Annotated in this window: 14 protein-coding genes; all 14 read left to right on the top strand. The window is 39.5% G+C overall.

The window, feature by feature from the left end; all coding sequences use genetic code 11:
* The first annotated feature begins 28 nt into the window (after positions 1–28).
* The 14 genes from DW904_RS24270 to DW904_RS19350 all read left to right on the top strand — a co-directional run bounded on the left by DW904_RS24270 (position 29) and on the right by DW904_RS19350 (position 12,618).
* Positions 29–301, top strand: coding sequence for a hypothetical protein (locus DW904_RS24270; protein WP_243110499.1), 273 nt, complete (start codon positions 29–31; stop codon positions 299–301).
* 140 nt (positions 302–441) lie between these two features.
* The gene (locus tag DW904_RS19410) at positions 442–1,536 is read left to right on the top strand and encodes an AAA family ATPase (protein WP_243110498.1); all 1,095 of its coding nucleotides are present in this window, start codon (positions 442–444) and stop codon (positions 1,534–1,536) included.
* 14 nt (positions 1,537–1,550) lie between these two features.
* Positions 1,551–2,357 carry a hypothetical protein gene (locus tag DW904_RS19405; protein ID WP_118583772.1) on the top strand — a complete coding sequence of 269 codons (807 nt, stop codon included), beginning with the start codon at positions 1,551–1,553 and terminating at the stop codon, positions 2,355–2,357.
* Positions 2,354–2,488: a hypothetical protein gene (locus DW904_RS24675; RefSeq protein ID WP_279254407.1), complete on the top strand. Its 135-nt coding sequence runs from the start codon at positions 2,354–2,356 to the stop codon at positions 2,486–2,488. Before DW904_RS19405 ends, DW904_RS24675 begins: the two co-directional genes overlap by 4 nt.
* A complete protein-coding gene (locus DW904_RS19400; protein ID WP_118583770.1) occupies positions 2,485–3,105 on the top strand; it encodes a hypothetical protein in 621 nt (206 codons plus the stop codon). Before DW904_RS24675 ends, DW904_RS19400 begins: the two co-directional genes overlap by 4 nt.
* Positions 3,106–3,361: 256 nt before the next feature.
* Positions 3,362–3,643 carry a hypothetical protein gene (locus tag DW904_RS19395; RefSeq protein ID WP_118583768.1) on the top strand — a complete coding sequence of 94 codons (282 nt, stop codon included), beginning with the start codon at positions 3,362–3,364 and terminating at the stop codon, positions 3,641–3,643.
* A complete protein-coding gene (locus DW904_RS19390) occupies positions 3,640–4,902 on the top strand; it encodes a hypothetical protein (RefSeq protein ID WP_118583766.1) in 1,263 nt (420 codons plus the stop codon). The genes DW904_RS19395 and DW904_RS19390 overlap by 4 nt, the downstream gene beginning before the upstream one ends.
* Before the next feature lie 5 nt (positions 4,903–4,907).
* Positions 4,908–5,255 carry a hypothetical protein gene (locus DW904_RS19385; RefSeq protein ID WP_118583764.1) on the top strand — a complete coding sequence of 116 codons (348 nt, stop codon included), beginning with the start codon at positions 4,908–4,910 and terminating at the stop codon, positions 5,253–5,255.
* 38 nt (positions 5,256–5,293) lie between these two features.
* Entirely contained in the window at positions 5,294–7,147 is a 1,854-nt protein-coding gene (locus tag DW904_RS19380; protein ID WP_147422349.1) for a hypothetical protein, read from the top strand.
* A 307-nt stretch (positions 7,148–7,454) separates the two neighbouring features.
* On the top strand, positions 7,455–8,456 hold the full coding sequence (locus DW904_RS19370) for a WYL domain-containing protein (RefSeq protein ID WP_118583758.1): 1,002 nt from the start codon (positions 7,455–7,457) through the stop codon (positions 8,454–8,456).
* Positions 8,422–9,606 carry a hypothetical protein gene (locus DW904_RS19365; RefSeq protein ID WP_118583756.1) on the top strand — a complete coding sequence of 395 codons (1,185 nt, stop codon included), beginning with the start codon at positions 8,422–8,424 and terminating at the stop codon, positions 9,604–9,606. The genes DW904_RS19370 and DW904_RS19365 overlap by 35 nt, the downstream gene beginning before the upstream one ends.
* A 17-nt stretch (positions 9,607–9,623) precedes the next feature.
* Positions 9,624–11,450, top strand: a complete 1,827-nt coding sequence (locus DW904_RS19360) for a dynamin family protein (RefSeq protein WP_118583754.1) — start codon at positions 9,624–9,626, stop codon at positions 11,448–11,450.
* Between the two features lie 13 nt (positions 11,451–11,463).
* The gene (locus DW904_RS19355; RefSeq protein ID WP_118583752.1) at positions 11,464–12,237 is read left to right on the top strand and encodes a hypothetical protein; all 774 of its coding nucleotides are present in this window, start codon (positions 11,464–11,466) and stop codon (positions 12,235–12,237) included.
* 150 nt (positions 12,238–12,387) lie between these two features.
* On the top strand, positions 12,388–12,618 hold the full coding sequence (locus DW904_RS19350) for a hypothetical protein (protein WP_118583750.1): 231 nt from the start codon (positions 12,388–12,390) through the stop codon (positions 12,616–12,618).
* Positions 12,619–12,869: the final 251 nt, after the last annotated feature.

The raw sequence follows: 12,869 nt of genomic DNA, 5'->3' as shown, positions 1-12,869 counted from the left end.
CAAAGATTATTATGGGAGGTAAGAGGATATGAATGAAAAAGCAACACTCAAATCTAAGATCATGCATTACATGGATGCCGGATTCCCCGTCCTTTACGTAAATACATATGAAGAAGACAAGGTTGATACCATCATTTCTGAAATCAGTTGTACTTATAAAAGGGAAGCTTATGAATGGAACGAAAGCAACGGATATATTAACTTTGAAACAGGCACACCTGTTATGGAAGACTGCGGACTGGAACAGATGCTGGACCAGCTAAAACACCAGTCCTGCTGGAAGATAAAATCATCCTTCTGAAAGACCTGCCGCCATATCTGGAGGACCCCAGGATTGTATCTAAAATAAAAGGTCTGGCCAGGCTGATCAACCAGGGTGCGCCTGCAACCATTATTATCGTTTCTTCCATACTGGTCATCCCAAAAGGCCTGGAAAAGTATATGACCATACTGGAAATGGATTATCTTGGCACGGATGAAATCAAACAGGTCATATTGAACTTCCAGAAAGAAGTTATGCCAGGAAAACCTATCCAGGAAAGCCTGGTTGATGAATTCGCCGTTGCATTAAAGGGCCTGACAGAATATGAAATCCTGAACCTTCTTGCACTGGCCTATTCCAGACGGGGGGACTTGTACCGGGAAGACCTGAGCCTGATTTTTGACCAGAAGCAGCAGATGATCAAGAAGGCAGGTATCCTGGAAATGATCCCGTTAAATGAAACAATGGAAGACATCGGAGGGCTGGAAAACCTGAAGGAATGGTTCAAACGGAAAGCAAAAGTATATAAAAACATGGATAAAGCCAGTGCGTACGGTGTAGATATGCCAAAAGGCGTGCTGATCGCCGGAGTCCCGGGATGTGGAAAGTCTTTAAATGCAAAGGCTGCTGCAAAGCTCTTTGAAGTCCCGCTGCTGCGTCTGGATATGGGACGTCTGATGGGAAAATACGTCGGGGAATCAGAAGGAAACCTCCGGAAAGCGATTGCTCTGGCAGAAGCTATTTCCCCCTGCGTTTTATGGATTGATGAACTGGAAAAGGCCTTTGCCGGTATTGGGGAATCTGGCGGCGGTGCCGAAGTCACAACCCGTTTATTTGGAAACTTCCTTACCTGGATGCAGGAGAAGACCAGCCCGGTCTTCGTGGTTGCAACTGCAAACAATATCACAAAGCTTCCTCCGGAATTATTAAGGAAGGGAAGGTTTGATGAAATCTTTTATGTAGGCCTTCCAAATGCAGAGGAGAGGGAAAAGATTTTCCAGATCCATATCAGTAAAAGAAGGAAACAGGATCTGAACGATATCAACATTAGAACGCTCGTGGATAAAACTAGCGGATTCAGTGGGGCAGATATTGAGGGAGTCGTAAAAGATGCGGTGGAAGCGGCATTCGCAGATGATAAGAATGGCGTAAAAACAGAGGACCTGCTGGAAGCTGTGAAAAATACCAATTCCCTGTCTGAAATCATGGCAGATTCCCTGAAGAAAATGGAAGAAGAATATAAATCACGTAAATTCAAGAATGCATCCAAATAAAGGAGGAATATCCAATGGCAGAAGAAAATAAAAGAATGGAAGGCGGACAGGAATACCTGACAGAAGCGGAAGCCGTCACGATGAAAAACTTGTTCCGGAAATTTTTAAAGTCCTATAAGGAAAAAGCTCCTGAAATGAATGACCAGGAATGGCTGGAACAGCTTTTTAAGACAGAGCTTCCGGATATGACTGTAGAAGAGGCAAAACAGGAAGCAAAAGATATTACGGAATCCATACAGACCTTTGATTCGAATTTAGAATCCTGCAGCCAGGCTGCGGCGTCCGGGACTTCCAAAGAAAACTGGCTGGCAGAAAAACTCCAGGAAGCATCTGTCGGCATGTCTGTAAATGATTTCGGGAAATCCCTACAACAGATAGATGATGCACTTTTTGCGAAAAACATGGAACTCGCGGATGCGCTTTCCAGAAGCACAGACGGTCATATCATGATGAGCCCGAACCTGGATGGCAACATTGCAGAAAACATGATTGCAAAGACAACAGAATTAAGCGCCACGTTACAGGGGAAAAACATTTCCGTAGAAGTCCTGGAATCCCATGCGGCCAATTCCGTAGACGTGCGTGCGATCAACCATGACACAGGACAGTTCCAGAACTACCAGCTGAAGTTCGGCAAAGATGCGAAAGCACGATCGAACTTTTGGAACGTGGAAATTATAACAACCAGCGGATTGTCGTGCCATCGGAACAGCTGGAAGAGGTACGGGCCTATTTCAAGGAAAAAGGTTCCTCAAAGACCATCACGGACCATATCGATGCCTGGGGAGCAGAAGGAAAATCCTTCACAAAAGAGGAGATGAAAGCCCTCCAGGAAAAGGCCCAGAGTGAAAATACCGCTCCTGTGTTGGATTACAGCCACTACCAGACGAAAGACCTCGCCATAAATATTGGAAAAATGCTGGTGCCATGGCACTCCAGGCGGCTGCCGTGACAACCGGCTTGAATATCGCGGCAAAGATCTTTAAAGGCGAAGTGATCGATGAGGATGAGCTGGTGGAAACTGCCATCAATACAGGAGTGGATACTTCCATTAAAACAGTAACTGCCGGAACCCTGGAAGTAGCCATCCGCAGGGGCGTTATACGTTTTATCCCGAAAACAACACCAGCCGGTGTAATCGCCAATATCGCCTGTGTCGGAATCGAAAATGTAAAAATCCTTGGCAAAATTGCCTCCGGTGAATTGTCCGTAACAAAAGGGCTCGACCAGATGGGACGTGTCACCACTTCCATGGTAGGAGGACTCTGCTGTATGGCAAAGGGAGCTGCGAAAGGTGCTGTCATCGGGGCGAAGCTTGCATGGGTGCCGGTAGTAGGGCCTGGGATCGCTGTGGCAACTGGATTTATTGGCGGCATGGTAGGTTACTTTGGTGGATCCAAGCTTGGAGAATCCATCTACAACACCGAAAAAAAAGTTGCAGCAGCAGCAAAAGTAGTAGCAAAACCAGCAGTGGATATATTAAAAACAGCCAAGGACAAGGCGGTTGAAAAAGTTTCCAATGTATGGAATAAAGCAAAAGGAGCAGTTGCCAGTCTCTTTGGTTTTTAAAAAGATTGTTTTTAAATACTAGAATAAATACTATATGAAATCCATATGAAAATAAGCAGAGCCAAGGTTTCTTCCATATACAGACAGCTGGCAGGATTTATTTTTAGCACATAGACATATGGTGTCCATGCCAAATGATATAGTTATCTCATAAACAAAAAGTGGTACAACTGACAGGATTCAGAGCCTCCACATTTCATGCTGGATAAATATCAGAAAGATGGACAAGAAAATGCGGATGCTACAGGAGAGAGAAATGGATATCATAAGAATGATTAAGAATAGAGAGGTAACTGAAGCTGATTTACTGGAATACGTTACAGATAATAATATTGATGTGGCAGTAGCGGCAGCGGAATCTGATCTCGCAACCGAGCCTATTCTGGACATAGCGGCACATGATAAGGACCGGGCAGTCAGACGAGCAGCAGCCTGTAATAAAAATACCGGAATCCATACGCTCCAGTATCTTTCAAAAGACAGAAATGAGGAAATAGCAGCTTTGGCCAGACAACGGTTAGAGGGGGACAGGGAATGAAATGGTATTGCGAAAAATGTAAAAAGATACATGATGATGATAATGAAATGTGCCCTAAAATCAAAAGCCAGTTAGCAAAACATCCCGAATGGTTAACAGAGGCTGCGGATTTTACAGTAATGGCTGGCTCGGAAGTATTCATTACCAGCCAGCTTCTGGATAAAACGGCACAGGGAATTAACAAACTTGCAGGTACCAATTTATCCTATGAGGGAACACAGCAGTTTGCCAGGGACATTCAGGTATTTAAAAGACTGAGCGAGGAACCATTTTCCAGGTCCGGCGTATTCTCAAATCCGGAATCCGCAAAAAGCTATTTTGAGAACGTCCGGAAAATTTCGGAAACCAGCCCAAGGGCATTATCCAGCTTTGAAAGCAAATTAACCGGCTATGGACAGGAAGTGGACTGGGTTCGGATGAAGCAGGGGGAAGTGTCCAACCTGTGGCAGAAGAGTACGCTTTTGGAAAATAATGCCCCCGGGGTGGATGGGGTAACCATAAACAGGTTTACGGGAAAAGAGATAAGCCGGACTACGATTAAAGCGTCCAAAAATCCCATGACAAGTAACAGCACTGGTATCAATGATGTCAAAGAGGCAATCCAGAAGGGTACGGCAACCGAAAAAGATATCATTTTTGGACCTGAGGGCACGGAAGAGGCTGCAAAAAAGGCCGGGCTTAAAAATCCGGTCGTTGAAAAAAATTCTTCCGGACAGATCCAGGATTCCAACAAGAGACTGGAACAGAAAATACTGGATGGGCAGGCCAGCACAGCCCCGACATTAAAGCAGATTGGTTCTAAGATGTTACAGGGGGCCGTAGTAGGTGCAGCTGTTGCGGTTACCATTTCTACAATTACCACGTATGTGAGATACAAAAACGGGGAACTTGATGCACGGGAGGCCTTTGAGAGTGTAGCAGAAGATACTTTAAAAGGTGCATTGGTAGGCGGAGCCATGGGGGCTGTGACTATTTTCCTCCCAGGCGGAGTTATCGGCTTTGTATCCGGACTCGCTATTGGAGTATATTTCGGCAAGGTATGTACCAACATTCTGGATGAAATCTTCGGGAAAGGCGCTTATGGTGCAATCTTAAATGCCTCAGGGTATGTATACGGGATGACCTTTAACCTGGCTGAATATTATGAAAAAATTGAGGCAAATAACAGAAGAATAAAAGCTGACGTTGCCAGGGCAGACGAGCTTCAGACAGAGATTGAATCAAATTTCCATGTTTTCGAACAAATGAAGGGAGAATGAATAAAATGGGAGAAGAAGTGAGAATGAATCCTGAAATGTACAGCGGGAGCCAGGAATACTATGATGCTTTAAAAATGGCTGTAAAACAACTTTCTTCCGCATCTCAGGAACAGTTTGAATCCATCAAAAAGGAAAAGTGGTACAACCGTGTTTTTGATATGGTTACTTTTTCACAGAAAGGTAAGAAAAGAATCGCCGAACAGGTGAGCACTTTAGCGCAGGCACAGCAGATACTGATTGAACTCTTAATGAGGCTTTCCGATAATGATTCCAGCGTATCCAGGTTAGTGGTGGAATCCATGGAAGATATTAGGAGGATACAGGAGCAGAACCTGTATCTTTTTCGAAAATAAAGAAACTGGAAGATATCTCGCTGGGAATGAAACCTGACATGGACTTAAACAAACTGTCAGAGAAAAATAAGAAAGTCTTATGTGCGTGCTTATATTTTATTAACGCCCAGGATGGGAATGCTTCAGAGAACCAGAAGACTTTTGCCAACAAGGTCATAAAATATCTGAATGTTGATGCACAGATGGATCATCCGACAGCGGCACTCGAAGATATGGATGCGGAAAGCAAAAAACGAATCCTGAACTGCTGCATGGAATATATGTTTCTGAAAAACTGCTCAGATGAAGGATATGACGCATATGAGGACTTCATTTACGAATTTGATTTTGGAAACAAAACCATAAAAGCAATCGAAAAGCAGATTCAGTCTTTTTACAATTTACGCGGCCTGGATGGATTCTTCACAAAATACCAGGAGGATAATTTTGAAGCCCCGGATGACTTTTTCACTATGGATTTCAAAGATGGCGATGATGAAAACATAGCCAGTGCAGAGGAAAATATAGAAATGGTGGATGAAGTAATTTCTACGATCCTGCAGATTAAGCCTGGGGAAACCAAAACCTACAAGAACAAAAATATCCACTTGAAAGCATATATTAACTGCGAAGGTAATCTGATTTTTGACCACTGTATCATAAATTACAATGAGACTGACGATGGGGATGAAATTACACTTGGAAGTAATTCGAGCCTGACCATAACAAATTCCGTTATTCTCTGCAAGGGATTTGATAAAAATACCTTTATCACTTGTGATGGTGATACTCAGGTTACATTAGATAACGACACATTTGAAGACTGCTCTTACTTTATAAAATCCAAATCCTGGGAGACTTGTGTGTTTTCTATGACAAACTGCCGGTTACATAATTGTCTGGAAGATTTTCTGTCATTATATCTCTGGGAAAAATCTGATTGTGTCATAAAAAATAATATGATTATACAGGATGGATTAAATCCTTTTTACCCAAAAGAAGAAAGCGGTTGGCATGGAACACTTATCAGAGTAAATAATAATACAAATAATAAAGTGGAATTCTGTAATAACTGTATTTTTGAAGAAGAAACATTTCAGAAAGCCGGTATTGCGAAAAAAAGCAGTAAGAATATGCTAACTTACTTTGAAAGCCGTACTGGTGAGATTAGAAATTGCTTATTCAAGGGGATTTCTCAAGATTATTCTGGAGCGATTGATGCCCATAAATTTTTTGAGTGCAGATTTGAAAAATGTACGAATCCAGTTCACACAATGAAGAATTATTATTCCGACGATGACGATGAACCTTGTATAGACAACTGTGTGTTTGTTGAATGCACAGATGTAATTGCTACCGATGACAACACTCAAATAACAAACTGCCAGTTCGTTTCCTGCTATGATAATTTAATTCGCCCATACGGTTATGATGGTGGAATATCTGTTGAGTTCTGCCAATTTATAAATACGAGAAATACAAAAGAAAGCATTATTTCAAAAAGGATTTCCTGTATAACATTTACAAGAACAAAGTCATCAAAAACAAGAGCTAATTATCTTAAAAAATGCATTTTTGACGGGGTAGAGCTGGGTGACAATTTTTTGATTGAAGCAGATGTATTTGAAAAACCGCATGGTGTAGTTACTTATATTGAAAATTGTGATTTTAAGAATTGTTCTACCAAAAGGGCTTCAGGGAAAATAATAAAGGAATATATTCAGTACGATACCTTATTTAAAAAGGACATAAATTTCCACGCTAATATTATTTCCGACTGCAAAGGGCTGGATAAGATTAACAAAGAAGGAAGTAAATCAGACTCCGTAGAAATCAGACCTATATTGAATGTAGGCGTGTCAGGAGATGTGGGAGCTCCAGCTGCGCTGTTACAGTGTGCGGCAGATAATTAAGGTATACCAGTTGATACATGGAATAAAAATCTCTGCCGAATATGGGGTATATGTGTTAGGAATAGCCGGTTATTTCAGTAGCTTGTTTGTGTGTTAATGCCTCCTGTATCATGGAAAAATGTATTGTAAAAATGTGGTCTGCCAGTTACATAGATCTTGAGAAATATGCAAAAATCCGACATATTCCGTATGAAAATACGCACAACGATGCCTATTATGGTATAATGAAAACCAGAAACAATATCGCTGTATGGACAATATATGTCCTTCCTCTATGATATAATTTTCCACAGAAAGGAGAAGTGTCATGGATAAAGACAGTGGAAATAAAGCGATTCGTGTATTATACCTGTATGACCAGCTTGTTAATGGATATATCGTAAATAAATCTGATACAGCTGCAAAATTTGGAGTTAATGAACGGAGCATCCAACGGGATTTGGACGAAGTTAGAAGTTTCCTGGAAACATCTGATGATTACCCAGGAGAAACCTGCCTTGTTGTTTACGACCAGAAGCAAAAAGGATACCGGCTAGAAAAAATACGGGCTGAAAAATTAACTAATGGGGAAATCCTTGCAATATGCAAGATTCTTCTAGACAGCAGGGCATTTCCGAAAGAAGAAATTAAGAAGCTGCTCTCGAATATCATTACCCGTAATGTCGAAGCCGAAGAGCAGAAGCATATGCTGGATCTGACAAATAATGAACTGTTTCATTACATAGAACCCAGACACAAAAAAGACTGTTCTGATTTGCTTTGGAAACTAGGCGAAGCAATCCGGACTAACCACTATGTGCAGATCGAATACCAGAGGACAAAGGATAAGTCCATTGTATCCAGAAAACTAAGACCTGCTGCCATTATGTTTTCTGAATATTATTTCTACCTTACAGCGTTTATTGATGATGAAGTCTTAACCCAGTATTTTGAAGTAAGCAATGACGCATTTCCTACCATATACCGTATTGACCGGATAAAAAAGGTTGAAATTCTGGATGAGCAGTTCCATGTGCCATACCGGAACCGTTTTGAAGAGGGAGAATTCCGAAAACGTGTCCAGTTCATGTATGGCGGAAAGCTTCAGAAAGTAAAATTCCGTTATCTCGGTCCTGATGTAGATGCTATTCTGGACAGGCTTCCAACAGCACAAATACTGTCTGAAGAAAATGGCAGTTATATCATATTGGCAGAAGTTTTCGGAAAAGGGATTGATATGTGGCTGAAAAGCAGGGTAGTAATATCGAGCTTATCGAAGACAGGGAGGTGTAAATATGGTAAATTACAACCGCCTCAAAAAAGAAAATAAAAAGATAAACGAAGTCAGCCTTGCAGAACTTTATGGCTGGCAGTATGACTTAAACCGAATAGCAGTTGATGCTGACAGAACAGCTGAGCTTGCAAAATATTCAGATACACTGATTGAACATATAGATCTTCAATTTGAAAAAGCTACCAAGCTTAATAAGACAGATGTAAAATTTTTACTTTTCGCAACAGCTCTTCAATGTATTCGGCAATTCATTATTGGAACCATTACTCAAAGAACAGATGATAAAACTGCGGCTAATAAGACAAAGGGACATACAAAGGAACATTCTGACAGACAACATCGTTTGTACCGTCCATCACTTGATGAAATCATAACAAATCCAGTACCCTTTGATGCAATTTACGGCAGTAAGGATTATGAATTAGGAATCGGAGGCGGATTTACACATAGAGCCAAAACAATTGGGCATGACCCATTGCTGGGCTGGTTGTTTGGAACCATGAACATTGCTACAAGTACCGTTACGGTTAGCGAGGGGCTAAGCTCTTATCATGTTTTAACTGGTGTTACCGCAAATGGTGCTACAAGAGATAAAATTTCCATGCACGCGGATACTTTCAAAGTTCTGGATTCTTGTAAAAATAAGCTTATAAACGAAGGAATGGATGGAAAAGAGATCATGGGTGTTTCACTTATGAAGGAAGCTATCCATTTAAAATCCGACATATATTCTACGGCAAGCCTTCCTATTCCGGTTATATCCAGCATTTCTGTAAAAGCTGCAAGAACCCTGGCAGACTATGGCCTGGACATGGGAAATCTTTTAAAAACTTCTGAGCAGGCAGGTTTTGCAGTTTTAATTAATTCTATTATTGGGATGATTCATGGCTTATACTATGATGAATCAACAGATGGAAACCGAAATTTATATGCTGTAAAAACCAGAAAAATTTTAAGTTATTCAAACCTTATTGCATCAGCCAGCAATGTAATAGCAGTTGCAGTAAGCGCTGTGATTGGAAGTATTTCTGGTAATGCCATATTAGTAAAAAAATCATTAAATTATCTGGATCTTGGTGGGTTTATGGTTACAATATACCGCCTTATATCAGACAGAAATTTTATCTATGAAGTAAAAAAAGAATTTTTAGAACAACAATGGTTTGATATTGTCCTGGACGATTAACACAGTGGAGGAATAACATGCGAAAAAGAAAACAAGAAAAAATATTTAAAGCTGGAATGAAAGTTGGAGCTGCACCCTTTCAAAATAAGTATGAACAAGTGGCACAAGAACTCAGAAAAACCAGTACTCATATGAACGAAATTACAAGGAACCAGAAAAAAGCAGGGAAGATAACAGAACAATTAATTGATGGCGCACAGCTAAATCACCAGGAATTAAAGAAACACGATGATATGCTGAAAAAACAGGAAAAATCTGCTTCAAAATATAAAAGAAAAGTTCAAAACCTGGAATTGATGATGCCATCTGTTTCTGCCATATGCCAAGTATGTGGCCATCCAATGGGATCATATCAATTAGTTTGCAGTTCTTGCGGTGCAATATCCAAAAATTTCCCATATGAACTTGCAGATTTTGACATTAAAGAAAAATGTATATCGGAGGTAGAAGACTTGTCGCAGACGGTTAGAGCGTCTAATACAAAAGACGATGACTGGCTTTATCCTGAGTTAGATGAAAAATTTAAAAAAATGAAAAAAATCCAAAAAATTGCTTCCAAGGCTATGAAAGACAAAGGGGAAGAAAATGCTCCCGTATATAGGAAAATATTCGGACTTTCACAGAAATTTTTTGCTGATTATAAAAAAAGACGAATTGAAATTGCAGTTGTTGGTACGGTAAAAGCTGGGAAATCAAGCCTGATTAATGCCCTGATCGGAAGCAGATTGGCAAGTGTGGATCCGACGCCTGAAACTTCCATACTTGTAAAGTACCGCACTACAGAAGAGGGTAATTACCTGAAAATATCGTTCTATACACAGACACAGTGGAATGCCCTATGGAATACTACAAAATCTGCGACGGTATTCCAGAGTGAGTACAAAAGACTAGAAGCTGATAATATTAAATACGACTATTTAGACCAGCCACAGAAATATATCACCTGTTCATCCGAAGAACTTTCCAATTTAATGATGGAATGGTCCAGTTCCGAAGCGCCAAAGCATTTTTTTGTAAAAGAAATAGAAGTTGGATACCAGAGCAATACTATGCCGCATGATGTTTTCTTAGTTGATACACCTGGATTAAGTGATCCTGTGCAATACCGTTCTAATATTACCAGAAAATATATTAAAAATGCAGACTGGATTCTAGCGTGCATCACCGGAGAAAATTTATCATGCCAGCCAGAATTCAATTTTTTAAGCAAGGTCATTGCTAATAAAGGGAATGATGTCAGTAAAATATTTGTAGTTGCAACCAAAAAAGATATGCTCACAAATGAAGCTGGAGAAAAGAAAGTAAAAGAATTTTTAATTCGTCTGGGGGAACTGTACGATAATGAAAGCATGGCTGTCAGCCGTTTCTCATTTATTGCAGCTGAGATGCATTTGATGACATTACAAGTTCTTAATGGTATCGACCTTGAAAAAGAAGACAAGAAAAAATTCAAAAAAGCTTTGCTGGAAATTGATGAGGATCTGGAATTTTCCGATGTAAACACGAAGTCTGACGAAATTTTAAAATATGCCGGCGTAAACGAACTTTTTCATAAAATTGATAAATTTGTATTACAGAACAAGAGAAAATATATCATAGATGTGATTACGAATGACTATATCAGCTGCATGAAAGTCATCAATGACAATGCATCTATTTATCTGGATGATACGAAACAGTTTTTAAAACAGCTGACAGAAAACAGGGAATATGAAAAAGACCAAATAGAGGAACTCGAACAGGGCAATGCTGATCTGGAAGAACTTCTTGTCAAGGTAAAAGAAGTAAGAAATAAATTGGAAAGAGAAATAAAAGCTAATTCTGATTTATATAAGAATATGTGAAGGAGGTCATATTATGGGATTATTTTCTTTTCTAGGCAGGGCTGCGGTGAATGTTAAAAGAGCAGTATGCCGGACCGTTGGAGCAGCAATTGAAAAAGTTGGAGAAATAACCGGAAACATAGATATAGAAATGGCAGGGATTGAAATTCAATATAATAATCCAGTTCTCGAAAAAGCAGTAGATCTCGATGATTATAATACTTCAATACAGGATACCATTGATATACACAAAATGTGCGAAGAAGTACGTTTGAATGTTGCTACACAGGCAAAAAAATATGAGGATAATCTGGTGGATCAGATAGAAGATGACATTAATTCATTTATTGATGTATTATCAGAAATATTCCCAGAAAACGTTATGGAACAGTTCGATTATCAAATCAGTGATGCTTTTGTAGATGATATACATAATACAATAGCAGATTATGTTGCTAGTAATATCTCACAAGACTCTCAGGAGTTTGTTGATATCTTGAAAATACCAAATGATGCAGATAGGGCACAGAAAACAGACAAATATATGAAAAATGTGCTAAAAAACGCAGAAATACAGCTTGAAAAGAAATGCCGAAACAAAAAAATAGCTGTATATCGAAAAATGTGTACAGATCTTCAGGAATATTTTGAGAATGAAAAAAATATAGTAGAAGAATATAAGAAAAATATGGAAGAAATACAGGAACATATAAACGACGCGGAATATTGTGAGAACCAAGCCGTTTCCATAATTAAAGACCTTTCATACATGGAATGCATCAGAACTTTAACATATGCAAATTCATAACGGCTAGAAAAAAGGGCGTGTGAAAAAATAAGAAATCATTTTGGAACACGCTCCTTTTATGCCATTTGAGCGCTTACCTTCATGGTGCCTCCTAAAAAATGCTATTTTCTCCAAAATCTTACATATTAGAAATAAGAATACCTTAATTATATGTCCAAATTGAATATTCTTGCCGCACAAGAATATTCAATCCATGCCCGTGTGGATATTGTCCAAATAGATACCACTCAGGCAGAGTCTGCGGTACCTGATAATAAAGAAATGGAAAGTGTTGAAAACGACCGTAAAACCGTTCCAGAGGAAATCGATATTGACCAACCAATTTCTTTTGAAAGTACTGAGGAAGATATCGATATTGACATAGAATTAGATTTCAAATAAGTCAATAGATAGCTAATAACTTACAAGATTGTAGTGATAATATAAATTAAATACAGATAGGAAAATGCAGAGAAGTATATTATACAGGATAATCCAAGTTCTTGAGGGTTTGCCCCTCACGAAGAGAGACGACGGTTACCTGCAATGATTTCATTAAGGATATGACCATCATAAGCAAAAAAGTACAGAGACGTATAACTGTATAATATACTTCTCTGCACTTTTTAGCTTATGAGATATATTTATTTTTC

This window comes from Ruminococcus sp. AM42-11, from assembly GCF_003480145.1.
Taxonomy (GTDB): domain Bacteria; phylum Bacillota; class Clostridia; order Lachnospirales; family Lachnospiraceae; genus Blautia_A; species Blautia_A faecis.
The sequence above is the reverse complement of the archived record's forward strand: the minus strand, read 5'-3'. Positions and strand labels throughout refer to the sequence as shown.